The following is a 25,498-nucleotide window of genomic DNA, read 5'->3' as shown; positions in this document are numbered from 1 at the left end:
GATCACCCTGTGGTTTCGGGCGCCATATGCAACAGCCGTAGCGCAGTGCCGCCAAGGCTGCGGAAGGCGCGCTGGCGGCAACTGAGCACGATGATCTGCAGATCGCCCGCCTGACGGTGCAGCGCGTCGAACATGCGTTCGATCCGATCGTCGTCAGAGAAAACCAGCGCGTCGTCCAGGATCACCGGCGCGGCGCGCCCGGAGCGGGCCAGCATCCGGGCAAAGGCCAGCCGAACCAACAGGGCCACCTGTTCCTGCGTACCGCCAGACAGGATGTCGATCGGTTCTTCGCGCCCCTCGCGGATCAGCACTTCGGGCAGCAGCGATTCTTCGCCCCAGGTTAGGTCGGCCTCGGGCCAGAGCAGGCGCAGCAGTGGTTTCAGCTCTTGCACGATCGGGGCGAAATAGCGATCGCGCGCCTGGCTGCGGGCGGCGTCCAATGCCTGCTCCAGGCGCTGCAAAACGGCCACCTCGTGCAGGACGCGCGACAGGGCAGCCCGGGCGGCGGCAAGCTCCTGTTCGGTCTCGGCAAGCCGTTCTTCGACGGCGTCGCCGAATGACCGGGTGATACGTTCGTCAAGCCGGGCTAGAAGCGGGCGCAAACCGGCGATTTCATCCTGGGCCCTTTGCTGGACCGACTCTGCCCGAGTCAGGGCGGCCCCTGTGCTGGCAAGATCGGGGGCATCGCGGGTCAGCGTGGCGTGGGCGGTTTCTGCCTCGGCCAATGCGGCGGCGCTTTGTGCAGTCTCGATTGCCAGGCTGTCGAGCGTGGCCGAGCCAAAGGCAGCCAGCGTTTCGTCGGCGCGGCGCAGCCTGTCTGCCAGAGCATCCCGTGCGGCTTCGGCTCGGGTGGCCATGTCGCGGGCGTCGGCGAGGCGCTCGGCCGCGCTGTCCCGGGCGGCGCGGGCGGTATCGCGCAGGGTGCGTGCCTTTGCCAACGCGGTTTCAGCGGCGGCTGGATCAGGCGCTTCGTCCTGCGAATCCAACACCGGAATGCGGGCGAGCGTGCTGCGCAGCACTTCGATCCCGTCGGGCGCGAGGCTGTTCAGAACGGCCTTGGCCTGATCGTGGGCCTGTTCGGCCTTGGCGCGGGTCGCAGCGGCTGTGCGCGCGCCGTCGACATCGGCAACGCCTGCGTCTGTCAGCGCGGCGCGCAATGCGCGGTCGGCAGCATCGACGCTGCTATCGTCATGTACGGTATCGCCCGGGCACACCTCAAGCTGACCAATACCGTCAAGGTCCAGCCGCATGACGCGGGGCAGAGGCACAGGGTGGCCATCTGGCAGCGCCGCGCCCCCGGCCCGAATCGTGCCTTCGCGCCCCGGTGTATAATGGGCGACAACCTGCGTCACCGTCGCATCGCGGGCCGCGCGTGCCGTGGCAAGGGCCCCGGCCAGGGTGTCGATCCGGCGCAGGCTTGCCGCGTCGGGGCCGATGCGTCCTGCCGCTGCGGTTTCCATGGCGCGGCGTGCCTCTTCGGCCTGGACAATGCGGTGTGTCAGGTCCGTACGACGGTCGGCCCCATCCCGCGCGGCCTGCGCCTGCTGGGCGGCATTGCGCAGGGCTTCGGCTTTGGCGGCGTTGGCCTCTGCCTGGTCCAGCCGGGCCTGCGCCGTGTCGCGGGCGGCTTGCGCCTCGGTTCGGGCGTGCAAGGCGGTCCGGGCTTTGGTGTCAGCCGCGCTCAATTCCTGCCGAGCTGCTGTCTGTTCGTCCCGGGCCGCGTTAAGTTCGGCAAGACGGGCCTGTGCAGCCTGTGCTTTTAGCCGCGCCAGATCAACGGTGCGGGCCTGCGAGTCGATCGTTTCCGCATGGCGCTGCGCTGCCGCATGGGCAGAGCGGGCCGCTTCCAGTGCGGTTTGGCGGCTTGCTACGGCGTCGGGGTCTTCCCATTCGGCCAGCTCTCGCCGGGCGCGCGCGCGGGCTGTCAGCGCCTCTTGCAGATCGCGCGCCGTGGCGGCCAGGGTCTCGCGCTCGGCTTCCAGCCGCTCGACCTCGTCCTGAGCGGTTTTCCACGGGCCGCCAACCTTGGGCCGCCCGGTGCCGGTGGCCAGCGCGGCCAGTTCCTCGCGGCATTGGCGCAGCGCGGCATCCATCCGGCGCCCGCCCGTCATCGCCTCGACTTCGTGACCGACCGACGACATCAGGTCGCGCCGCGCGTCAAGGCTCAGCTTGCGCTCGGCTTCGGTCGCCTCAAGCAATCCGGTCAGGCCCTGACGCACCCAGATCAGCCCCGAAGGCCCGCCCGAGTCGCGCCCCAGCAGATCGGCGATCCAGGCTTCGGCGGCATCCGATTGCGCCACAAGCCCCGTTCCCCGGTGCACTGTCGCCGCCGGCTTCTTCAGCCAGCGTTTGCTGAGACGAAACAGCCCATCGGGCGTATCGACCTCCATTGACACTTCGGGGGCGCCACCGGCATGGGGTTGCAGAGACGTGACTTCCTTCTTGCGCGACCCGTGCGGGATGAAGAACAGCGCCTGAATGGCATCGAACAAAGTGGATTTACCGTGCTCGTTCGGTTCGCACAGCAGGTTCAGGCCATCGGAAATACCAGAGATCCGGGCGCTGTCGGTGAAACGGCGGACATTGGTCAGAGTGATCGACCGGATTTTCATTCCATCCCTCCCCGCACATAGGCATACAGCCGGGCCAGCGCATCGCCCGCCACCTGCCTGTCATCCTGCGAAAGGTCGTCGGATTCTGCGTCGTTCAGCAAGGTTTCGGCGGCAATGCGCAGGGCGCCGCCCGTGTCGATGTCATCCAGATCGGTGGTGTCGTACAGCGTGCCAAGCTGCGCGGTGAGCAGTTCGAAATGTGCAAAATCAGGGGCTGCCCGGGCGGCCGCCTCTTGCAGCGCAGCGCGGGCGGGCAACCCGGCCCAGCCGCTGGCCTCGATCCGTAGCAGAATGTCGCGCCGTGCCGCGCCCGGCAGAACGGCGGCAAGGGCCTCTGCCGCGTCCTGGCCCGAGGTCAGCGGCACCGCGCGGGTGTCCCAGTGGAACTGCCCGGTTTCCACCTCTTCGATGCGGGGCGTGGCGCCGGGCGCGTCAATGGCGACGGCAAGGCAGACGCCCCGGGCGCCATGTTTGAACCGGTCCTGTTCTGGGGTGCCGCTATAGTGCACGCGGTCAGAGATTGCCCGGCGCCCGTGCCAGTCGCCCAGTGCAAGATAGTCGAGCCGGGCGCTGCGATCCCGGTCGGGGGCGATGGCGGCGCCGCTTTCGGTGAAATCGGTCACGCCCCCGTGCGCCAATGCAATCCGCAACTGGCCGTCACCGCTGGGCAGTGTTGCAAGCGGCTCGGTCGGGTCACTCGCCGAAGCGCGAAAGGCAACGGGGCAGGGCAGCAGCACCGCGGTTTCGTCCATCTTCAGCGGGGCGGCGATAGTTACCGCGCGAATGTTCGCGGGCGCATCGGCGCGGATCGTGTCCCACAACGGTTCGGCGTCGCGCAGGTTGTCGTGATTGCCGGGCAGGATCCACCATGTGATCGCCGGGTCTTCGCCCATCGTCGCAAGCGCATGGCGGATCACGCCGGGCGAGGGCGTGGCGGTATCGAAGGTATCCCCGGCCAGCAGCACATGCGCCGCGCCATGATCGCGCGCGGCTTGGGCCAGACGCGACAGCGCGCCATGACGGGCCTCCATCAGACGCCCCCGGATGTTGCCGTCAGCGGCTTCGGGGATGTTGGCGAACCTGCGCCCGATATGCAGGTCTGAACTGTGGATGAAACGAAAACTCATGGCAGGCCCCGGGGTATTGGAAAGTGAAAAGGTCTGCTGTCAGACATGGCGCAAATGGGTGGCAAAACCTGTCATGGAAGCGCCGGGAAATCGGTTCGACGATGCGCGGCAACCATAGCGCGCAGGGCATCCGGGGCGATCACCTCGACCTGATCGCCCCATTGATACAGATACCATGCCATCTCGACGTGGCCCGAGGCGGAAAACCGGACGGTCAGTGCGCCATCGGGCTCGTCGGTCACCATCTGATCGGGATGGAACACGAATTGCCGTGCAACATCCGCAGTTTCAGGCGTGAACCGCCAGACAACCGGGCCGAACTCCGATTCCGCGTGATAAGAGCCGAAGGCTTTGGCCGAAAATCGGGCCAGATCGAAATCGGCCAGCCGGGTAAAGCTGGTGCCGGTGATTCGCGCACCGCGGATACGGTCCAGCCGAAACCGCCGCATCTGCCCATCGCCATCGACGGGCCGCGCCACAAGATAGCGGCGGATGCCCAACAGCATCCCATAGGGCTCCAGCACACGCTCGGTGGGGGTGCCATCTGCCCCCAGATAGGTCAGCGCCACGGTCCACGGCGCGCGCAGCGCTTCGGTCAGGACGCCCAGCGTGGTCAGATCGGGCGGCAGATGGGGCCCGGGCCGCGAGGCAAATCCTTGCGCTTCCAGCAGCGCTTCGGCGTCGGCTTCGGTACGGCGGGCGTGGCTGGAAGGCATCGCTGCCAGCAAACGATCGCGCAGCACGTTAAGGCGCTGCGCCTCGTCCGGGGCGCTGTCACGCTCGGCCCGCTTGATCGCCATGTCCAGCGCCACAAGTTCACTGTCACGCACCCCCTGCGCCTGCAGCCAGCGATGATCCAGCCGGGGCATCCGCCAGCGGCGTCGCCGGTCGGCATCCTCAACGATGTCGACCTGGGTAAAAACAGTTTCGAAAGATCGCATCATGCGCTGGGCAGTGCGGTGATCGCAGCCGAATTCCGCTGTCAGATCCGAAAGCGAGATGCCGTCATACCGCGACATGGCCATTTCGGCGACCCGCAGCAGGTCGGCAGCCTTTGCATAAGACATCTGGCGGGCCCTTCTAGATCCGATAAACGGATCTTAGTGTTTGGTGGTGACAGATTTTGCCATGCTTGTGCGGAACAGCCGCAATGTCAACGGGGCGTCGAGAAGCCGGCTGGACGAAGCCACTGCCAGTGGGGTCAGCTGCATGCCCAACATACCTGTACACCCTGCATTCGCCACCTTGGCAATCTTCGAGGGGGGCTCCGAATTCCGCAAGGCATATGAAATAAATTTCAGTTCCCGAGGAAAATTTCGGGTGTCGTTGACGGGGGCGGTCGGGATTCGTAGCGTCCCTGCAATGAATGTCGGCGATTGAAATAAATTTCGACTTCATGTGAGCCCCGGATCGCGCCGGGTGCATAGGGAGGAATAAAATGGCAACGAATTTCAAATCACCGGCCTTGGCCGGAACGGTGGCGGCTGTCCTGAGTGCATCGCCCCTTGCTGCGGAAGAGGGCCGCAGCCCGATCATGTGCGAGCCCGGTGATACCTATATCATGAACGTGATGGTCTCGGCACACCCCTATTGGGTGCCGGTCTACGAGGCGTTCCAGCAGGCCGCCGCCGCCTTTGGCTGCGAAACGGTTTTCTCGGGAACGCCGGATTACGACATCTCGAAACAGATCGCGTCCTTCGAGCAGGATGTGGTGCGTCAGCCGGCAGGCGTGCTGTTGCATCCGATGCAGTCCGATCCGTTCATCGAGCCCATAAATCAGGCGATCGATCAGGGAATTGACGTTGTCACCTTTGCTGCGGATTCTCCGCTGTCCAAGCGCACCGCCTATATCACGTCGGACAACCACGCCGAGGCCAAGTTTGCCGCCGAAGAGATCGTCAAGCAGCGTGGCGAGACGGGTGAATATGCCGTGCTCGAAAATCCCGGGCAGTCGAACCACGATCTGCGCGTGACCTCGCTGGTGTCGTATATGGAAGCCAACTATCCGGGCTGGGAGCTGGTGGGGCGGCAGGCCACCAATCAGGACAGCACCGCAGCCTATCGCGCCATGTCGTCCATCGTACAGGCCAACCCAGAACTTGACGCCGTGTGGATCCCCGAGGCGGGATCGGCCGAAGGCGCGGTGGCCGCCATTCAGGAAGCGGGGGCCGACGTGCTGGTGATGCATGCCGATATCACGCCCACGATGCTGGAACACATCCGCGCCGGCAACGTGCACATGGCGCTGAACCCGAACCAGGGTATCCAGGGGTTCATGGGGTTTGTCGCCCTGCATCTGGCGGCGCATCCCGACATCTTCGAGCCGTTCAACGACTACAAGACCTCGGGCTACAACCCGTTCCAGATCCCGTTCATGGACAATGGGTTTGCCGTGATCACCCAAGAGAACGCCGACAGCTTTGATCTGAACGCGTACATGAAGGACCGGTAAGACCGGGTTCAGCAGGCGGCAGCACAGCCCTGCCGTCTGCTGCCACTGTCCGCCGATTAGGGTGATCGCAATGACTGATGTCGTTCTGAAACTGTCCGGGATCCACAAGTCCTTTGGCTCGGTGCAGGCGCTGCGCGGCGTGGATCTGACCATGCGGCGGGGCGAAATCCACGCCCTTGCGGGCGAGAACGGCGCCGGGAAATCGACCCTGATGAACGTGATCGACGGCATTCTGGCGCCCGACCGCGGCACCATCTCGTGGGAAGGGCGCGAGGTGACCATTGGGTCACCGACCGAGGCACAAAAGCTTGGGATCGGGCTGGTGCATCAGGAAATCGCGCTGTGCCCGGATGTTTCGGTGGCAGAAAACATCCTGATGGCACAGATGAACATGAGCCGCAGGCTGTTCGTCGACTATGCGGCACTAGAGGCGCGGGCGGCCGAAGTGCTGGGCCAGCTTGCCGATATCGATCCGCGACAGCGGGCCGGAGACCTGTCGATTTCGAACCAGCAGCTGGTCGAGATTGCCAAGGCGCTGACGCTGGACTGCAAGGTGCTGATCCTTGATGAACCGACGGCGGCGCTGACTGACAAGGAAGCCCAGATCCTGTTTGGGATCATGCGGCGCCTCGCGGACCGAGGCATCGCGATCATCTATATCTCGCACAGGATGGCCGAGATCTTCGACAATTGTGACCGGGTGACCGTGTTCCGGGATGGCCGCCATATCTCGACCATGCAGGTTTCCGAAATCGAGCCGCAGGATGTGGTGAAAGCGATGGTGGGGCGGGTCATCGACGACCTGTATCCCGACAAGGCCGACGCTCCGGGCTCCGATGTCGTGCTGGACGTGCGCAATCTCAGCGAGGCGACGCGCTTTCGCGATGTGTCGTTCCACCTGAAACGCCGAGAGGTTCTGGGCATCGCCGGTCTGATCGGGGCCGGGCGCAGCGAGATCGCCAAGGGCATCTGCCGGATCGAAGGGGACATCACCGGAGAGGTCTGGCTGAACGGCAAGCCACTAAAATTAAGGGATTATGGCGAAAGTATCGACGCGGGAATGGTGTACCTTTCGGAAGACAGAAAAGGGTCGGGCTTGTTCCTCGATATGTCGATTGCCGAGAATATCTCGGCGCTCGATCTGTCGCGCATCGCGCGGCGCGGTGGCAGGATCGACGCGCGCAAGGAACACGCCCGCGCGCGCGAGTTGGGCCAGCGGCTGGGACTGAAATACGGGCGCCTCAGCGATCCGGTGTCATCCCTGTCGGGCGGCAATCAGCAGAAGGTGGCGATTGCGAAAATGCTGTCTGTCGATCCGGCGCTGATCTTTCTGGATGAACCGACCCGGGGCGTGGACGTGGGCGCCAAGGCCGAGATCCACCGCATCCTGCGCGATCTGGCGCAAAGCGGCGTGGGCATCGTGGTGATTTCCTCGGAACTGCCCGAGTTGATTGGGCTGTGTGACCGGATCCTGGTGATCCGGGAAGGGCGCGTTGGCGGGGAAGTCACGGGCAACGAGATGACCGAGGAGGCCATCATGAGCCTAGCCTCCGGCGTGGCATTTGAGGGAGCGGCACAGTGATGCAAAGCGGTACGGATCAAGCAATCGGCATCGACGGAACGCGACAGCCCAAAGGGCCGGGTGTCGCCAAGGGCCTGCTGAAGATGCGCGAAACCGGGCTGATCGCGATCATCCTTCTGCTTGTGGTGGTGATGTCTTTCGCCTCGCCCTATTTCCTTACCTGGGTGAACATCCGCACGGTCATCATGGCATTCGCGGTCGAGGGCATCGTCGTGGTGGGGATGACGATCCTGCTGATCTCGGGCGGTATCGATCTGTCGGTCGGGTCGGTGACGGCGCTGGCCATGGTGATTGGCGGCTGGTTGTTTCTGGCTGGTTTCGATCCCTGGATCGCCTCGGCGATCGCCATCGGCTGCTGCACAGCCGTGGGGGCCTTCATGGGCTTTTTCGTTACCAAGATTGGGCTGCACCATTTCATCGTGTCGCTTGCGGTCATGGTGATTGCACGGGGGATCTGCCTGCTTGGGACGGGGGGCCGGCCGCTTGGGCTCTATACCCTGCCACCGGAATTCAAGTTCATTGGGCAGGGCTCGCTTGGGCCGGTGCCAGTGGTGATCCTGACGTTTATCGTGATCGTTGTGATCTTCGATATCCTGCTGCGCCGCACGACGATGTTTCGCAAGGTGTTCTATACCGGCAGCAACGAACGCGCCGCGGCCTATTCCGGGATCCGCACAAAGCGGGTGATCTTTGCCACCACGACCCTGTGTTCAACGCTCTGCGGCGTGGCTGGCGTGATCTATATGGCGCGCTTCGGTTCGGCGCAGCCCACCTTCGGCATCGGGATGGAGCTGAACGTGATTGCCGCGGCGGTGATCGGCGGGGCCAGCCTGAACGGCGGGACAGGTACGATCTTTGGCGCGATCCTTGGCGCGGCGCTGCTTTCGCTGGTGTCAAGCTCGCTCGCGCTGCTGGATGTCTCTGTCTACTGGCAGGACATCATTCGCGGCTCGATCCTTCTGGCGGCGGTCACCATCGATCTGTTCCTGAACAAGCGGCGCGGGTAGGGCAGGCGATGCAGGATCCAACCACAGATTTCGAACTTTCGCGCCTGATCCAGACGGTGCTGACGCTGCACTTCATCGAAGGGATGAAACAGTCCGAGATCGCAGACAAGCTGAACATGTCGCATTCCAAGGTGAATCGGCTGATTGCGCAGGGGCGCAAACTGGGCATGGTCAAGATCAGCATAGATACACCCTTTCCCCGGCTGGCCGAGCTTGAAGCCGACCTGTGCGGAGCTGGGGCGTTGCGTGCTGCCGTGGTGACACCTTCGGTGCTGGGCAATGCAGAAACAACGCTGAACCAGGTCGGGCGGGCCGCCGCCGGGCTGCTTCTGGAAAACCTGCGCGACGGCGATGTGATCGCCATTTCCGGCGGCCGCGCGGTCAGCGCGGTGGTCGAGAACCTTGTCGCCGAGAGGCCGATGGACGTAACCGTGGTGCCGCTGACCGGCGGGGTGCAAGGAAAGTTCTATACCGATGTGAACCGGCTGGTATCGCTTTTGGCCGAGCGGCTGTCGGGCCGCGCGATGCTGTTGCACGCGCCGCTGTTCGCCGAGAACCGGCAACAATGCGACATGCTCAAGGATATGGCGCAGGTGCGCGACATTCTTGATCTTGCGCGCGGGGCGACCGTTGCGCTGACCGGCGTCGGTTCGGTCGCGCCCAGCGGGTCAAGTTACTACGACTTGAACCCGGTGCCGAAATCCGACCGCGAGATGCTTGTGCGTATGGGGGTCGAGGCCGAGTTCCTGGCGCATCTCGTTGGCCGTGACGGGACGGTGGCCGACTATGAACTGAACAGGCGCCTTGTGGCGGTAAACCCGGCCGAGCTCGGCTCGTGCCGGGTGGTGATCGGCGTGGCCTCTGGCCCGCAGAAGGCGCGACCGCTGCAAGCGGTGCTGAACGGTGGTTTCCTGCATACGCTCGTGTCGGATGAGGAAACGGTAACTGCTCTGCTTGGAAATTTGAAAGGATCGAAGAATGTCGCATGAAATGCTGTGCCGCCCCATCGGGGCCTCGGGGATCAAGGCCTCGGCTGTGGGGCTGGGAACATGGGCCATCGGGGGCTGGATGTGGGGCGGTACCGACGAAGCCGCCTCGATCTCGGCGATCCACACTGCGCTCGACGAGGGCATCACGCTGATCGACACCGCGCCCGCCTATGGTCAGGGTCTGGCCGAAGAGATCGTTGGCCGCGCCATCGCATGCCGCCGCGACAAGGTCGTGCTGGCCACCAAATGCGGGCTGGTCTGGGACACGCAGAAAGGCAACCATTTCTTCGACTACGAAAGCGGGCCGGTGCATCGCTATCTGGGGCGCGAGTCGATCATTCACGAGGTGGAGCAAAGCCTGCGCCGCCTGCGCACCGACTATATCGACCACTATATCACCCATTGGCAGGATCCGACGACGCCCGTTGATGAAACGATGGCGGCGCTGGAAACCCTGAAGCGCGACGGCAAGATCCGCTCGGTCGGGGCCAGCAACACCTCGGCACAGGACATCCGCGCCTACCTGGACACGGGCCAGCTGGACGCCGTGCAAGAGGAATATTCGATGGTCAAGCGCGGCATCGAACAGACGCATCTGCCGCTGTGTCGGAAAAAGGGTGTGTCGGTTCTGAGCTACTCGTCGCTGGCGCTTGGCCTGCTGAGTGGCAAGATGGGCCCTGACCGCAGGTTCGAGGGTGACGACCTGCGCAAGGATAACCCCCTGTTTTCGCGCGAGAACCTGCAACAGGTCGAGACGTTGATGCGTGAAATCGACCCGATCGCCGAGGCCCATGGAGCAACCCGTGCTCAGGTTGTTGTCGCCTGGACGCTGCAGCAGCCGGGGATCACCTTTTCGCTGTGTGGTGCGCGGACGGCTGACCAGGCGCGCGAGAATGCCGCCGCCGGTCGCATCAGGCTTGCGCCCGCAGAGGTGGACACCATCACCGCAGCGGCGGACCGGCGTCTTTCGGCGATGGCCGCCTGACCGGAGCAACGTTACCCGCCACCCGCCCGAAGAAACGCCGGAACGCCCCGTCCGGCGCAGGAGACCGTCATGCCGATGCAAAGAGGCCAGGCCCTAGATCATATCCGTGCCGATGCCGCCTTTGACGCCGTGGTGATCGGCGGAGGCATCAACGGCTTGGGCGTCTATCGCGATCTCTCGTTGCAGGGGCTGCGGGTTCTGCTCGTGGAAAAGAACGACTTCTGTTCAGGGTGCAGCGCCGCCCCATCGCGGATGATCCACGGCGGGTTGCGCTATCTTGAGAACGGTGAATTCGCGCTGGTGCGCGAGTCTTTGTCAGAACGGGACGCGCTATTGCGCAATGCGCCGCATCTGGTGCGCCCGCTGCCAACAACCGTGCCCATCGTGCCGCTGGTTTCCGGAATGTGGAACGCGGCGGCAGGCTTTCTGGGGCGTACCGGGCGGCCGACACGCCGGGGCGCGTTGCCCATCAAGCTGGGGTTGTCGCTGTACGATTTTGTGTCGCGCAAAGGCCGCAGGCTGCCGCGCCACCGTTTCAACAGCGCTCGCCGCACGCGGCAACTCTGGCCCGATCTGTTTCCGGGGCTGACCTGCTCGGCCACCTATCACGATGCGTGGATTTCCTATCCCGAGCGGTTGGGGATTGAATTGCTGCAGGATGCCGAACGCGCCGGCTCCGGGTCTGTGGCGCTGAACTATGCCGAATTGACGCAAAAGGGCGGCAGCTTTGTCCTGCTGGATCACGAAAGCGATACGTGCTTGCCGGTGTCGCCTAAGGTGGTGGTGAATGCCGCCGGGGCGTGGCTGGACGAGGTGCGCCGCTCCCTTTTCCCGGGGGAAAACGCGCCTCCCTTGGTCACAGGCACCAAGGGCTCACACCTGATCCTTGATAATCCGGCTCTGGCCCGTGCGTTGGGCGGGCACATGATGTTCTTTGAAAACGTCGACGGGCGGGTCTGTATCGTGTTCCCCTACCTTGGCAAGGTGCTTGCCGGATCGACCGACATTCGCGTCAGCAAGGTAACGCGCACCCGGTGTGAGCCGGAAGAGCGGGACTATATCCTCGACTCGTTGCGGCGTCTGTTCCCCGCGATCCCGGTCGACCCGGGGCAGATCGTGTTCAGCTACAGCGGCATCCGGCCGCTGCCCGCCAGTGACGCCGATTTTACCGGCCGCATCAGCCGCGATCATGACGTTCTGCGTGTTGACGGGCCGGTCCCGCAATTTTGCATGATCGGGGGCAAGTGGACGACATTCCGTGCCTTCGCGGCGCAGGCCAGCGATCTTGTTCTCGCCGAGATCGGGGAACGGCGGCGGCTGGACACCGGCACAGTACCCATTGGGGGCGGAGCAGGATTTCCAGGGCAGGCGGAACTCGCCCGGTCGCTGCAAGACCGGTTTGGCATTTCGACGGACCGCGCTGAACATCTGGTTGATCTTTACGGATCGCGCGCCGAACAGGTGATGACCCATTGCGCCGTGGCTAAAACGGATGCGCCGCTGGCCCGTGATCTGGCGATGACCGAAGCCGAGATTGTCTGGCTGATCCGAACCGAGCGGGTCGTGCATCTGGCAGACATCGTATTGCGCCGTACCCCGCTTGCCATCACCGGCCGGATCGACCGCGCGCTGTTGCAGGGTATCGCGGCCATCGCCGCTGCCGAACTTGGCTGGTCCGACGACAGAACCCGCCGCGAATGCAACGCCGTGACCGCCGAATTGTCCGAGTTTCACGGGGTTTCACCCCAACACCTGGATACCCGAAACAAAAACAGGAGCCGCACAGAATGCGCATAAGCCCCAAAGCCCGCATGAACCGGATGTTCACCAATGGAGGCTGTCTTGACGTCGCCATCGATCACGGGGTCTGTAACGAGCCAGGCTTTCTGAACGGCCTGGAAGACATGGCCAGTGTGGTCGACACGCTGATTACGGCGGCGCCCGATGCGATCCAGATGACCTATGGCCAGGCCGACCTGCTGCAAGCGCGGCCGGAAAAAACCAAACCGGCGCTGGTCATGCGGATCGACATGGGCAACCCCTATAACGATACCCGGCACCGGGTGATGTGGTCAGAGTTGCAGAACGCGGACGAGCCGATCATCGGCGCGCTGGAAATGGATGCCGCCTGCGTGGTGGTGAACCTGTTCATGCTGCCCGACGAACCCGAATTGTTCCGCCAGTGCGTGAATAACATCGCCCGGGTGCGTGCTGCCTGCCACCGCTACGGGATGCCGCTGATGATCGAGCCGCTGGTGATGCTGCCCAACGACGTGCGCGGCGGTTATCAGGTGGACGGAAACGCCGAGAAGATCGTGACGCTGGTGCGGCTTGCCTCGGAGATGGGGGCCGATATCATCAAGGCCGATCCGACAGACGATCCCGATGATTTCCACCGCGTGATCGAAGCGGCGCGCGTGCCGGTTCTGGTACGAGGCGGAGGCAAGGCCGACCTGAAGGAGGTGCTGTCGCGGTCGGCCCGGTTGATGGCGCAGGGCGCAAGGGGGATGGTCTATGGTCGCAACATCTATCAGCACGACAACCCGCGCGCGGTGGTCGCGGCGCTGATGGCGCTGGTGCATGACGGCGCGGATGGCGATACCGCGTGGGAGATTTACCGCAATGGCTGACGGTGCGCGCTACCTGCTGGGGCTGGACGCGGGAAATACCGTTATCAAGGCGGTGCTGTTCGACGCCGAGGGGCGGCAACTGGCGGCCCGGGCGCTCGATGGTAGCTCGGTCAGCCCGGCGCCGGGGCGGGTCGAACGCGATATCGACGAACTGTGGGCCAATGCCGGCGAGGTGATCCGCGCCTGCATCACCGACGCTGGTATCGCCCCCGAAGAGATCGCCGCCGTGGGCTGCGCGGGGCATGGCAACGGGCTGTATCTTGTCGATGACGCGGGCGCGTCCGTGATCGGCATTCAGTCGCTTGATACGCGTGCCTCGGAGATGGCCAGGACGTTGGCGGATCAGGCGGGCGATGCCTTGTTCGACCTGTGTCTGCAAAAGCCGTGGCCGTCGCAGACGCCGATGTTGCTGGCCTGGCTGAAACGCCATGCGCCCGAGGTGTACAGCCGCGCGGCGACCGTGATGTTATGCAAGGATGTCATCACCTTCCGGCTGACTGGCGCGCGCACCAGCGACGTGTCGGACATGTCCGGCTGCGGATTGGTGCGGATGCCGGATGGTGTTTACGACGACCGGCTGCTGTCGCTTTACGGGCTTGAAGATGCGGCGGGAATGCTGCCGCGATTGGTCGGGCCAACCGAGGTTGCCGGGCATGTCACCCGCGATGCGGCTCTTGCCACCGGTCTTGCACCCGGAACACCTGTCATCGCGGGTTTTTTCGACGTGATCGCCAGTGCGCTGGGCTCTGGTGTGGCGACACCGGGAGAGGCCTCTCTGATCGTGGGCACGTGGAGCATCAACCAGGTCGTCTCGACCGCGCCGATCACCTCGCAAGAGGTGTTCATGGTGGCCCGCTATGGCGATGACCGTTTTATGAACATCGAATCCAGCGCCACATCCGCCGCCAACCTGGAATGGTACATCCGCGAGTTGGTGGAACGCGGTGCGCATCACGATGACCCCTTTGGCCAGTGCGCGGCGCAGATCGCCAGGATCACCCCGGCGCGCGACGATCCGATCTATCTGCCGTTCCTGTATGGCTCGCGCCTTGGCTCGGAGTTTCGTGCAGGTCTTTACGGGCTGGGGGGCTGGCACGGCGAGGGCCATGTTCTGCGCGCCATCCTTGAAGGCGTGATGTTCGAACACCGACGCCATGTCGAGGTGCTCCACTCAGCCGGGGTCAAACTGCGGTCGGCCACGCTCTCTGGTGGGGGGACGCGCAGCCCGGTGTGGCCGCAAATGTTCGCGGACGGATTGGGCCTGCCGGTGCGGGTGGCAGACTCGCAGGAAACCGGCGCGCTGGGTGCTGCCATGGGGGCATCTGTGGCTGCCGGTTTTTATGATGATCTTGAAACCGCTGCCGCCGCGATGGCGCGCACAAAAACCCGCCTGACCCCTGATCCGGCAATGCAGGCGCATTTTGATGCGCGATACCGGCGTTTTCTGGCGGTGCGCGATGCGATGCGCCCGCTTTGGGCAGAGGATGCAAGGACGCAGGCCGCGCAGGGGGGATAGGCCACTCAGGGCGCGGTCTAACGCTCGGGCACGATCATGCTCTTGAACAGGGTGATCAGCGAGGGCGATGGATCCTTGCCTGGGAAATAGCGTGCAAACAGCTCGAACGGCAGCGTGGTGCGCCACGGCGTGCCGGTGGGCGTGGTGGTTTCGCGGACCGCACTGAAGGTTTCCAGCAGGGCCTTCTGCAATATCTTGATCTCGGCCGGTGCAATACGGTCAGAATAGACCATCGCATAGGGTTCCACTGAAAAGAACCTGTCTGACACCGCAACGGGGCCGCAATCGACTGCGCCATCGGTGCGAAGCGTGTCGAGATAGCTGAGGATGATGTCGCGATCACCAAAGTAGTAGCTGAGAGGCACGCCACTTGAATCCGGCTCGCGGCTGCAGAGCGCGGCAATCCCCGTCTGGTGCGTTTCGAACACCTTGTAGCAAACCGTATCCCAGCCGCTTCTGGGGATCACGCTTCGCCCCGATTGCAGCGCGTTGTTGATGATTTCGGGTGCGGTGCTGCCATCCAGTACGCCGATGCGGATGGTGCCGATCCGGCCGGAAGCCTCGATCCCGTGGCAGGACGCGACCTTGGTCTGATGCGCGTCGGCGCCCGGGGGATCACCATTTTCATAGGATACGATGCCATTCTTGGCAGGCACCAGCCGGCGGCCGTTGAAATCTGTCAGCGTTCCGCCCGCCGCAGCCTGTTCGATCCGGGCAAGCCCTGCCAGGTAGATCGCATCGTTCTGTTCCTTGTCATCGAAGTACAGAAACGACCCGCCCGATACGAAGACAATGGGCGAGAATTGAAACCGGGCGGCCCGATCCAGGGTCACGGTCACCGGGTCGCACAGAAGGTCGATCCTGTCTTCGTCGCCCAGCCACGACAGCCGGTTGGCTGCGTTGACATCGACCAGCGTGTAACCCAGCCCCGAAGTGTCCAGCACCGCCTTGCACAGATCGAACAGGAACCCCTTCGGTTCACCCGCCTCGCGATAAACAAAGGGTTTGGCATCGTGCCGGATGCCCACGCGAATGGGATCGGCCGCGCCGCCTTGTGTGAAGGTGCCGATCAGGATCAGGCAGAGGACGGGGATGCTAAAGCGCATTTGCGTTTCCATTGCGCAATTGACCACGAAACCATGACATTCATCAGAACAAGAAGCGTAATGCTGACCAGAACCAGAGCCAGGGCCTGCTGCCGCTGTGTCGTTTCGATATTGCGGCTTAGAAGCTCTGCATCCGTCATTGTCAGCGAGGCATAGTCGGGATCGAACATCAGGGCGCCGAACTGGAACACGGCGTGGATGACGATCAGAACCATCGACCAGAATATAAAGGGCCGCATGTGGCGCAGCTCCTGATCATAGGCCAGCCGCAGGAACAGCGCGAGGATCGTGCCGGGCAGGGCAGCCGCCGCGAAGGTCTTGAGGTTCTGGGCCTGTAGCAAATCGGAAAAGGCCAGCGTGTCCTGTGTGCCTCCGATAATCGGTGCAAGGTAATGAAACAGTGCCTGGCACAGGAAACAGAAAGCGAAGGCCACGACAAGATACAGCTGGTACTGGAAGATGGGCGGCCGAAAGAAATTCACCCAGCGTTTCCACCGCTGTTCTTCGTCATAGACCACGCGGAAGACGTAAACCGGAACCAGCGCGGCCGTCAGGGTGGTTGCCATTCTCAGCGCGAAAATGCCGGCGTCCTTCTTGCTCCAGATCACGTAGTCGGTCAGGCCAAGAAGCAGGTAGAGTCCAAAGCCGATCATGCTGGCGACAATGGAGACGAACACCGCAAAGTTCATCGCGGTAAAGCTGCTTTGATCGTCGATGTTGTCGCGGGCGCGGTCGACCCAAGTGCGGAGCGTGTTGATCACGCCATCGTCGTTGCGGATACTGCCAACATTGCCCGAGCGTTCAGCGTAAAGCGCGATCATCAGGCAGCACAGTTCATATTGACCGACAGATCCCGTATTCGGGTCGCCGGCCACGCGCCGTTGCAGCGCCGCCCATCGCTGGCCAATGATCTGTTTCGCTGCCGCGATGTCTCGCACACCAAGGTCAGCCGCCTGCTGCGCGCCATAGGGGCGCGGGGCTTCTGCCAGCCCTTCATTGGCGGCTTGGGCAACACGCAGGCCAAGCGCCGGGCTTGGCCTTGCCTCCTGCGCGACCTTGCTCAGGCTGACAAGATCGCTCACCTCTTCGGTGGTCAGGGTAACCTCGCTCTCAAGATTGGTTGGCGCGCGCCGCGAAATCAGCGCGCGGACTTTCGGATGCGGCCATGTCTTTGCGTCCATCCATGCCTTGAAGCAGAAAATCTTTTCGAGCTGTTCGATAAAGCGGCGGGTGCCAGAGTCGCTGTCGCCTGTCAGGTCAGCGTAATATTGCCGCGCGTTCTGAAGTGTCTCGTGCGTCTCATCGTCAAAGGCATGTTCGGTGGGAACCGGGTCGGCCTTCAACTGCTCCCAAAGCTTGATGACCTGACGAGGAATGCCCGCGACAAGCAGGGACAGTTTTCGCACGCGAACCTCGGCTGCACGAACGAACATGATGCTGGGCAGCAGCCCGACCATGCCAAGCGCCAGCAGCACCGGTTGCCATGGGTACTGTGTAAAGCGCGACGGCCGATCCAGCCAGGCAAGAACCTCTTGTGCGAACGTAAGCTCGGGTCTTGGGACCAGTTCTGGGGTGAAGATTGCCGTGTCGAGCGCATCAAGGTTCACGCCGACTTCGACAGGGAGCACGCCTTTCAGCCCGGCCACGATCGCCGCAGACAGCACCGTGTATATGATGGCAAGCCCGGCCACATAAAGCGCGACGGCAAACCAGAAATAACGCCCAACCCTGATCGAGGACGGCGGCAGGCTGCTGATGAACGTGTCACTCGAAAAGCCACTGGCCTTTCCGGTGTCAGCCTCTTGCGAAATCGCTGAGCCCGTCGACGGAATATCAAGCCGTTCACGGGCGTATAGAATCAGTATCAATAACCCAATTACATACGCAATTATGAAAGGGTCCGTGTTTTGAAATGGCATGGGCGCATTCCTTTATGTCCACGCCATACCAGGCGTGGCCAATCCCGAAGGCGTCTTAAATTACCTTGTCAGCAGCGGGTGAGTTTTGGGTTGCACTGAGCCTGCGCCGCGTCGGGCGAATAAATTAAAAGGCCGCCAGTCAACGCAATAGTTAACAGAATAACAAATATTCTAAAGCCAGACATTGCAATCCGCCTCCGAATTTTGAACAAAAATATTTAGTGTACTGTGGCGGTGCATATCACACTTTTTACGCGAAAAGAATACTTTCTTTCCCCCCAAAGCTGCTGGCGCGATAGATGGTCAGAGTGGGTGGCGAGCCGGGAGAGGTTGGGGTTATGTTTTAAAATTCTGTTTTTATTCATTATTTATGATTCTGCGATCTTCATTCTTGCGGGATCTTTCGCGCGATAGCAGACGGCGTTGGATCGGTCTGGCGCGTTACTCTGCGCGCAAGTTCAAGGATCGGGGCACCTGTCGCAGCATCGCTGGGCGCGCGTGTGTTGGTGCGGTTCTTGACAGGCTGCTATGGGGGAAACCATGAGAGTTAACTTCTCGCAGCTGTTTGATTTTCTGTCGTATTCGACCCTTTTGCGCTGGTCTTGGGGTCCTGTCAATTCGGTATTGTAAACTTCTGAATTCGCGAATCGCGAAATTCTTGTTACGATGGGTGTCATTAAGAATATTAACTTTTGCAGCCGCAGCTTTTGCGCGGTTCATTTTACAGCGAGATTGCCATGACGTTAGAGGCCGATATTCAAAGGCGGATTGATTCCGCCGTCGCGCAGGGTGATGAACAGGCCCTGAACGATCTGCTGAAAGACCTGTACGAACCGGCTGAACACGGTGACAATCCGTTCGATGCCGCGATCCAGCTGCGCCCCGAGGTGAAACGCGAACTCAGCGAAATCGCTGTTGAAAGCGATGCGGCGCTGAACTGGGCGAACAAGATCGCGCGGGCCGGGCGGTGGGTGGCCTATCAGGCCAAGACGGCCGTGGGTTTCAAGGGGCTGCGCATTGTCGAGGAAGGCGACAGCTGGTTCCAGTATCCAATGCTTCTGGACGACACCATCGACCAGCTGAGCCGCGATGCCGACAAGGCAATCTTTTCCCTAAGCGGCGCAGGCGATCTGCTGGAAGACATGGCCAACCGCCGCGAATACCTAAGCGCCTTGCAGCAGACCTCGGCCAGCCTGATGCTGCTGTCGGGTGGCGGCAACGACATTCTGGGCGGCGGTCGGTTCGGAACCTTTCTGCTGCCCTATGCTCAGGGCAAGACGGCCAAAGAGTTGTTGAATATGCCGGTCGTCAATGCCGAGTTGGGCAAGGCCGTCCGTGCTTACCGCAGTATCTTGAAAGAGGTGAAAGACAGGTTCCCGGCGGTGCGGGTTCTGGGCCATGCTTATGATGTGCCCTTTCCCGAGTCCGATGGCCGCTGGATCGGCAAGCCGCTTGGTGCGGCGGGCATTCCGTTGGACGTGGGGCGGTCAATCGTCGAACACCTGCTGGACCTGTTCACCAATGAACTGCTTGGACTTGAAGCGGAATTTTCGAACTACGGGTTCGTCAACCTGCGCGGCAAGGTGGATCAGGGCAAGAACAGCTGGTTCGACGAGTTGCATCCCAGAAACGCGGGTTATGGCCGGGCGGCCGAGGAATTCCGGAACGCCATAACCGATCTGGTTTCGGCTGGCAGCGTCGAAATCGCCGAGACCCCGATGGATGCAGCCGCGATTCCGATGACCCGACTGTCACCCGGTGTGAGCGAGGGCGAGTTTGTTGCTGCCGCGACGGGCCAGGTGATCGTGCTGGATCCGGGCCACGGCGGCGCACCGCCGCCAACAAAACTTGGCGGTTCAAGCTGGAACAACGCCATCGGCCCTCAGGGAACGTTGGAAAAGACGCTGACTCTGGACATTGCCGGGCGCGCCAAAGCCGTATTGGAAGGACAGGGGCATCGGGTCCATCTGACTCGCGACACCGACATAAACCTGTCTTTGAGCGATCGGGCCAAGGCCGCCCGCAACCGCAAGGCGGCGGTGTTCGTGTCGATCCACTTCAACGCATCGGCCGGGCACACGGCGCAGGGAACGGAAACCTTCGTGCATCCCGATCACGCGGCGCGGTCGGAACAGCTGTGTCGGACGGTTCAGGCGGCGATGGTGGCCGCCCTTGGCTTGCGCGACCGGAACAAGGGCGATCCCAACGGTCTCAAGACGGGCGCCTTCGGGGTGATCAACGGGGGGCGACACGCGGCGGAAACGGCCGCTGTGCTGCACGAAGTCAGCTTCCTCGATCGTGCCGATGAAGAACAGCGACTGATGGGCGAACCCTATCGTGACCGGATCGCCCGAGCACTGGCGCATGGCATTTCCGATTATCTGACCGCCGGCACCGAAAGCTTTGTTTTTGAAAGTGGCAGCAGCGATATCGGCGATGCCATCGAACTGGCGGCGAGCGAGGCGCACCGGACGGTTCCCGAATATCTTGGCTGGGCCGAAGCGCCGCAATCGGACCGGGTCGGGCTTGCCATGCCGCGTCAGACCGGCCGTGTCGCGCCGCGTCAGGCGGATTGGACGCACGCAGGGCAGGCGAGGTCGGCTGAGGCCCCGCAGTCGGGTTGGGCCCACGCGCAACAGTCGGGATTGTCCGACGGGCCGCAGGCGGAGTGGGTCGGAGGCCATGCGCTGCCACAGGATAGCGAAAGCGACAGTTTGGTTGCCCAGCCCGAGTTCGCGCGCCTGCTGGCCGAAAGCCTCTCGCGCGGGGCAGGCGACGCCAATGACATTTCGGAATTCGCCCATGTCGATCCGGGACCGGGGTTCGATATTTCTGGCATGGGGCTGAATGTCGAGGCGGACACCAGCGCCCTGCGTCCGATCTTTGCCGGGGTCGAAAGCGATGGGTTCGATGTAGGCGCATTCGAAACCTTCATCGCCGATCTGGGCCTGATGCATTTCAAGGCCATCGAGTTTCTGTTTCTTGGCAACAGCAATGCACCGGGGCGGAGCTGTGACGGGCGCAACGCCCTGCCGCCGCAAAGCCTCTGGCCGAAGATTGCACAATCCGCGCTGATGCTGGATGAAATCCGGGCCCGACTTGGCGCGCCTGTGCGGATACTGTCGTGTTACCGCAATGCCTCTTACAACAGCTGCGTCGGTGGGGCATCGGGAAGCCTGCATATGCAGTTCAACGCAATCGACTGGCGCTGCGACAGAGGCACGGTGGATGAATGGCACAGCGCCGCAATCGCCGTGCGGCAGTCGCGCAGCGGATTTGCGGGTGGCATTGGCGCGTATGGCAACAGCGGCTTCGTCCACATCGACACCCGCGGCAGCAACGCCGACTGGACCGGTTGAGCCCAGGGCGCCGATCAGCCACCCCCAGATGCGGAGTATAGCCATGCGCGACCATATCACGCCCCCGCCGCCGGGACGGGCCGCATCCGACACGGTGCCCTTCATCTCGGATTGGCGGGACACCCGTTCGTTTTCCGATGTTTCTGCCAATGCCGGCGTTACCGACACACGGAAAATGCTCGAAGGCTGGACAGCCACCCGCGAGAAGGCGTTGCGTGGTGTCCAGCTAGAGGCGCAGGTGGGCGATTGGAACACCGTGCCCGCCAGTCTACTGGAACTGCTTGCGCGCTATCGCCGGTCGGTGGCCCGGATCGTGGTGCCACCGGGGCAGACCAACTTCCGTCAGGTCCGGGCCGACAGCGGCTGGACCGGAACGGGCTTTCTGGTGGCGCCGAACCTTTTGCTGACCAATCACCATGTGCTGAACAGCGCCGAGGTCGCGGGCGTCGCGACGGCCGAATTCGATTACGAGTGGCCCAGTGACAAGCTGTTTGCCAATGTCGGCACGCCGGAGCCGCCGACCGTGCGCTTTGATCTGGCGCCGACACGGCTGTTCGTGACCAGCCCCGTCGGGGGCGGAGGGCTGGATTACTCGTTCGTCTGGATCTCGGACAAAGCTTCGGAACAATTCGGGAAAATCCGCATGGAGCGCGGATCCTTCATGATCAACCAATACGAACCGACCTTTGTCATCCACCATCCCAAGGGCCGCCTGAAAGAGGTGTCCTTGGACGATACCGAGCTTCTGGCCGTTAACGCGCTGAACATCCTGTACGCCGCCGATACCGATTTCGGGTCGTCCGGGGCCTGTGTGTTCAACCGCAACGGTCGGCTGGTTGCCCTGCATCACGCACGGCAGGAAGGCGAGGCGCTGCGTCGCAATTACCCCGAAGCCGCGCAACGCCTGTCCGACGGGCGCGCCGTCGAGGTTGGAAACGAGGGCATCAAGATTTCCGCCATCGCGCTGGATCTTGAGGCGCGGACAAGGCGGGGCGACACGGACTCGGAAAGCGCGGCCGAGGTTCTGGCGCAGATCGAAGGCTCGGACACGCTGACCGGCGTGTTTGGCGCGCTGGGCCGCACCAGCAGCGCAGAGGGAGACGCCGCGCGCGTCCGCGATCTGTATCAGGGCACGGATCAGGACATCGATATCGGGTTCTGGAACATGCACTGGCTGACGGACAGCGGGGCAGGGCCGGTTCGCGTTGAAGATGCCGTTACCGCGATGGCCGATCTCAACCAGGATATCTGGTGCCTGACCGATGTGTCGCCATTGATGGTTGGGGACATCGTGGCCGGGCTCAGTGACAGGTTCGGCGAAGAATTCGCGATCCTGTTCAGCGAAGACGGCGCCTCTCAGCTGCGGCTGGCGACTGCTGTGATCTGGCGCCCGGGCACGGCCAGTTGCACGAAAGAAGATTGGCCTGCTGCCGTTGCCGGTGCGTGGACACGACCGGTGCCCGATATCGAAGGCGGGGGCGGCATATTTCAGTCGCCTCCTGCGCGATACCGCATCGGGTCGCCATCCCGACCGGACGTGGGCATCAATCTGGTGCCGGTCAGCATCCGGCCGCTCCGCTCGGACGAGTTGCGCCGCCGTCTGGCGTCCAAATTGCTCGCCCGGGCCGTCGATCTGACCATCACTGCCACCTCCGGCACGTCCGATTGGATCATCGGGGGCACGTTCGAACCGCCCTTGGCCGACGAGGAGTCGGCCGCGCTGCAAGCCCGCGACTACGAAGTGATGTCCGCCGCCGACAAGCGGAGGGGCGGGGCGGTGAATTTCCTGCGCGCGCGCACCTCGGGCATTGGCAATATCTTTGTCACGGCGGATCTGGACCTGATCGGCGACAAGCACAACTTTTTTGACGTGGTGACAGACCGCACCGTCGACAAGTACATCAACAAGCTGGCCGACAATCGACCCGCCGTGCTGCGGCTGTCGCTGGACAAACCCGGCGCGACGCTCAGCGAGCAGACGCTTGACGCAACCATCAACAGCCTGATGTCGGGCGCGCCGGCGCGGGCTGCGGTCCACAGCTTGGCGCCGTGGCATGACGGGCTGGACTGGCGGGGCCGCGACAAGGTGGGGTTCCTGCTGGCAAACCGCGATCGCTTTCATGCGCTTCTGGCGCAAACCGCCGCCAACCAAAGGCAGATTTACCCCGATCTTTCGCCGCTCACCCTGCGCGACCTCTGGGTCATCATCTTCGCCGAGGCCGGGCTTGGACCGGGCAGCGTTGATCCGCAGTTCCGTCATTCCAATGGAGAAATCGGCCTGTTCCCGCTGCCGTCCAACATCGCCTTCTGGATCGGGGCTGACGCGCCTGCCTGGAACCAGCCGATGCCGCTGGCGACGAATATCGAAAGTTACGCCCGCTACCTCGGTCAGATCCGGAACAAGACCGTGGCGACTTCAGCCGGCCGCGCGCTCTATCGCGATCTGTTCCGCGAACCGGGGATCGCCAGGGAAGAGGCGCGGCAGGCGAAACTGCTGGCTGCCATTGTCCACGGCTATTTCGTGCGGGCAAATTATCGGGAGGGAGCCGTTCCGTTTCAGCACCTGCTGTCAGGTCTGGCGCAGGATGTGCCCGTCGACAGGCTGTTGTCGGGAACATCCTATGTTCACGCCGGAAGCTCGATCCTGACCAACCGCCAGCGCAACATCGACGCCGCGCTGGATGCCTATACCGCCGCAATGGTTTGAGGGCGCGTCGGGCCGCGTGCGATGCGCCAGCAGGTGGGGTCACGCGGCTCTTGCCGGTTGGGCCGGGGTTTGTCATTCAGGGGGCAAAACTGGCGAGCAAGGAGCAGGCAGATGCGGTGGGCGGCAATCGTGGTGTCAGGGACGATACTGCTGGCGGGATGCGCCGGGGTGATGGGCGAGCGTGCAGTGGTGACGGGTGTCGGCCAAGGCGACCTGCTGAAACTGCGCTATGGTCCAAGCCTTGGCTACAAGGTCAAGCTGGGGCTACCCGACGGAACCGAGGTTGTCCGGCGGACATGCGTGACCGAGATGGGGCAACTGTGGTGCGAAGTGTCGCTGGCGAAGGACCCGGGCGTGACGGGATACGTTTCGGCCGACTATCTGAGAAAGCCCTAGAACCCGCGCTTAGATGCGCGACAGCCGCCATGTTGGCATCACCTCCGAGGCGCTGCGATAGGGCCCCGTGTCAACGCCGCTGAACATCCCGTCCTGTTCCACGAACACGGTGCGCCAGCCGCGCGCGGCAGCGCCAAGGATGTCGGTGTGCAGCGTGTCGCCGCACATGGCGATCCGGTCCGGCGGGATGCCGGGCAGCGACTGTTCGGCAAGCGCGAAGACTTCGGGGAAGGGCTTGCCGAAAAAGCGAATGTCGGAAAGGCCCCGATCGGCCAGTAAATGGCCGTAATGTCCGGGCTCCAGCGAAAACCCGTGGTCGCGCGGCGCGGCGATATCGGCATTGGCGATGACCACGGGGCGCGGGGCCGCGGCAAGGCTGGCGGCCAGCAGGCCCTGGCGGGTGTCGTCCCAATCTTCGCTCGACAGGAACAGAATGCCCTCGGCCCGGTCGTAGCTCTCTGGGGTCTGGTCCAGTCGCAGGGTGTTGGAGTCGATGTCCGTCAGGGCATCAGACGGGGCGGCGACACAGCCCCACAGCCGGTCGTCGAGGCTGAGCAAGGCGGCGTCGCGGCTGGTTATGATCTCGTCGTGCGCAACCCGCATCCCCAGCTTGCGGAATTTCTCGGCCGCGCGGTCGTGGTCGTAGCTGGCGGCGTTCGACAGGATGCGGATGGCACGCCCGGCATCGCGCAGTTGATCCAGCCGCCGCGCGGCGCCGGGGATCGGCGTTTCGCCTACGTTCAACACACCGAAAGCATCGAAGACGAAGGCATCGACCGTATCGGCAATGTCCAGAAGCGAATCGATCCTGGTGGTTGCACGTTCGAACCGGGCCTGCGGCAGCCGGGGCCGCACCGCCTGATAGCGGTCAAAGATGCTGACAACGTCGGTCATGTCGCGGGCGGGATCCTTCAGTGCAAGCAGGGCAACGCCACGGAAGCGGCGCGGTCGGGGCGATGGTAGCGGGCACGCGGGGAAAGAAAAGCAAAAACGACAAATCAACATTTTTTCCTGCGCGGCAGGGGTTTCATGGGGTGAAGCGTGTCTTGTGCTAAATTTGTAGGCGACATGTGTATGATTTCGTTGTTTTGTTACAATTGCTCCGTATAGT

At 63.0% G+C, this 25,498-nt stretch carries 17 protein-coding genes; 11 read left to right on the top strand and 6 right to left on the bottom strand.

The features are described 5' to 3' along the window. Positions 1 to 2: 2 nt before the first annotated feature. The 3 genes from FGK64_RS01340 to FGK64_RS01330 all read right to left on the bottom strand — a co-directional run bounded on the left by FGK64_RS01340 (position 3) and on the right by FGK64_RS01330 (position 4,806). Positions 3 to 2,612 carry an AAA family ATPase gene (locus FGK64_RS01340; protein WP_138862008.1) on the bottom strand — a complete coding sequence of 870 codons (2,610 nt, stop codon included), beginning with the start codon at positions 2,610 to 2,612 and terminating at the stop codon, positions 3 to 5. Beyond that, entirely contained in the window at positions 2,609 to 3,739 is a 1,131-nt protein-coding gene (locus FGK64_RS01335; protein ID WP_138862007.1) for a metallophosphoesterase family protein, read from the bottom strand. Before FGK64_RS01335 ends, FGK64_RS01340 begins: the two co-directional genes overlap by 4 nt. A gap of 71 nt (positions 3,740 to 3,810) precedes the next feature. Beyond that, positions 3,811 to 4,806, bottom strand: coding sequence for a helix-turn-helix transcriptional regulator (locus FGK64_RS01330; protein ID WP_138862006.1), 996 nt, complete (start codon positions 4,804 to 4,806; stop codon positions 3,811 to 3,813). Between the two features lie 371 nt (positions 4,807 to 5,177). Between FGK64_RS01330 and FGK64_RS01325 the strand changes: the two genes are divergently transcribed. The 8 genes from FGK64_RS01325 to FGK64_RS01290 all read left to right on the top strand — a co-directional run bounded on the left by FGK64_RS01325 (position 5,178) and on the right by FGK64_RS01290 (position 14,900). Continuing rightward, complete coding sequence (locus tag FGK64_RS01325; RefSeq protein ID WP_138862005.1) at positions 5,178 to 6,191, top strand: substrate-binding domain-containing protein; 1,014 nt, start codon at positions 5,178 to 5,180, stop codon at positions 6,189 to 6,191. Positions 6,192 to 6,261: 70 nt separating this feature from the next. Further along, complete coding sequence (locus FGK64_RS01320) at positions 6,262 to 7,773, top strand: sugar ABC transporter ATP-binding protein (RefSeq protein ID WP_138862004.1); 1,512 nt, start codon at positions 6,262 to 6,264, stop codon at positions 7,771 to 7,773. Beyond that, complete coding sequence (locus FGK64_RS01315; protein ID WP_138862003.1) at positions 7,773 to 8,780, top strand: ABC transporter permease; 1,008 nt, start codon at positions 7,773 to 7,775, stop codon at positions 8,778 to 8,780. Before FGK64_RS01320 ends, FGK64_RS01315 begins: the two co-directional genes overlap by 1 nt. 8 nt (positions 8,781 to 8,788) lie before the next feature. Further along, complete coding sequence (locus FGK64_RS01310; protein ID WP_138862002.1) at positions 8,789 to 9,769, top strand: sugar-binding transcriptional regulator; 981 nt, start codon at positions 8,789 to 8,791, stop codon at positions 9,767 to 9,769. Further along, positions 9,759 to 10,754: an aldo/keto reductase gene (locus tag FGK64_RS01305; protein ID WP_138862001.1), complete on the top strand. Its 996-nt coding sequence runs from the start codon at positions 9,759 to 9,761 to the stop codon at positions 10,752 to 10,754. Before FGK64_RS01310 ends, FGK64_RS01305 begins: the two co-directional genes overlap by 11 nt. Positions 10,755 to 10,823: 69 nt before the next feature. After that, positions 10,824 to 12,551, top strand: coding sequence for a glycerol-3-phosphate dehydrogenase/oxidase (locus tag FGK64_RS01300; protein WP_138862000.1), 1,728 nt, complete (start codon positions 10,824 to 10,826; stop codon positions 12,549 to 12,551). Beyond that, positions 12,542 to 13,384: a class I fructose-bisphosphate aldolase gene (locus FGK64_RS01295; RefSeq protein ID WP_138861999.1), complete on the top strand. Its 843-nt coding sequence runs from the start codon at positions 12,542 to 12,544 to the stop codon at positions 13,382 to 13,384. Before FGK64_RS01300 ends, FGK64_RS01295 begins: the two co-directional genes overlap by 10 nt. Next, a complete protein-coding gene (locus FGK64_RS01290) occupies positions 13,377 to 14,900 on the top strand; it encodes an FGGY-family carbohydrate kinase (RefSeq protein WP_138861998.1) in 1,524 nt (507 codons plus the stop codon). The genes FGK64_RS01295 and FGK64_RS01290 overlap by 8 nt, the downstream gene beginning before the upstream one ends. Before the next feature lie 17 nt (positions 14,901 to 14,917). On the opposite strand, the gene FGK64_RS01285 is transcribed toward FGK64_RS01290, so the two are convergent. Further along, positions 14,918 to 16,006: a substrate-binding periplasmic protein gene (locus FGK64_RS01285; protein WP_171053945.1), complete on the bottom strand. Its 1,089-nt coding sequence runs from the start codon at positions 16,004 to 16,006 to the stop codon at positions 14,918 to 14,920. Then, positions 15,976 to 17,874, bottom strand: coding sequence for a hypothetical protein (locus FGK64_RS01280; protein WP_138861996.1), 1,899 nt, complete (start codon positions 17,872 to 17,874; stop codon positions 15,976 to 15,978). Before FGK64_RS01280 ends, FGK64_RS01285 begins: the two co-directional genes overlap by 31 nt. Positions 17,875 to 18,662: 788 nt before the next feature. Between FGK64_RS01280 and FGK64_RS01275 the strand changes: the two genes are divergently transcribed. The 3 genes from FGK64_RS01275 to FGK64_RS01265 all read left to right on the top strand — a co-directional run bounded on the left by FGK64_RS01275 (position 18,663) and on the right by FGK64_RS01265 (position 24,387). After that, the gene (locus tag FGK64_RS01275) at positions 18,663 to 21,284 is read left to right on the top strand and encodes an N-acetylmuramoyl-L-alanine amidase (protein WP_138861995.1); all 2,622 of its coding nucleotides are present in this window, start codon (positions 18,663 to 18,665) and stop codon (positions 21,282 to 21,284) included. A 43-nt stretch (positions 21,285 to 21,327) separates the two neighbouring features. Continuing rightward, positions 21,328 to 23,991, top strand: a complete 2,664-nt coding sequence (locus FGK64_RS01270) for a trypsin-like serine peptidase (RefSeq protein ID WP_171053944.1) — start codon at positions 21,328 to 21,330, stop codon at positions 23,989 to 23,991. Between the two features lie 111 nt (positions 23,992 to 24,102). Continuing rightward, positions 24,103 to 24,387 carry an SH3 domain-containing protein gene (locus tag FGK64_RS01265; protein ID WP_138861993.1) on the top strand — a complete coding sequence of 95 codons (285 nt, stop codon included), beginning with the start codon at positions 24,103 to 24,105 and terminating at the stop codon, positions 24,385 to 24,387. Positions 24,388 to 24,396: 9 nt separating this feature from the next. Here the strand turns inward: FGK64_RS01265 and FGK64_RS01260 are convergent, their stop codons facing one another. Continuing rightward, positions 24,397 to 25,281, bottom strand: a complete 885-nt coding sequence (locus FGK64_RS01260) for an HAD-IIA family hydrolase (RefSeq protein WP_138861992.1) — start codon at positions 25,279 to 25,281, stop codon at positions 24,397 to 24,399. Positions 25,282 to 25,498 lie beyond the last annotated feature (217 nt).

The organism is Arenibacterium halophilum, assembly GCF_005938225.1.
Classification (GTDB): domain Bacteria; phylum Pseudomonadota; class Alphaproteobacteria; order Rhodobacterales; family Rhodobacteraceae; genus Arenibacterium; species Arenibacterium halophilum.
Note: the sequence above shows the minus strand (reverse complement) of the source record. Positions and strands in the feature narration are given on the sequence as shown.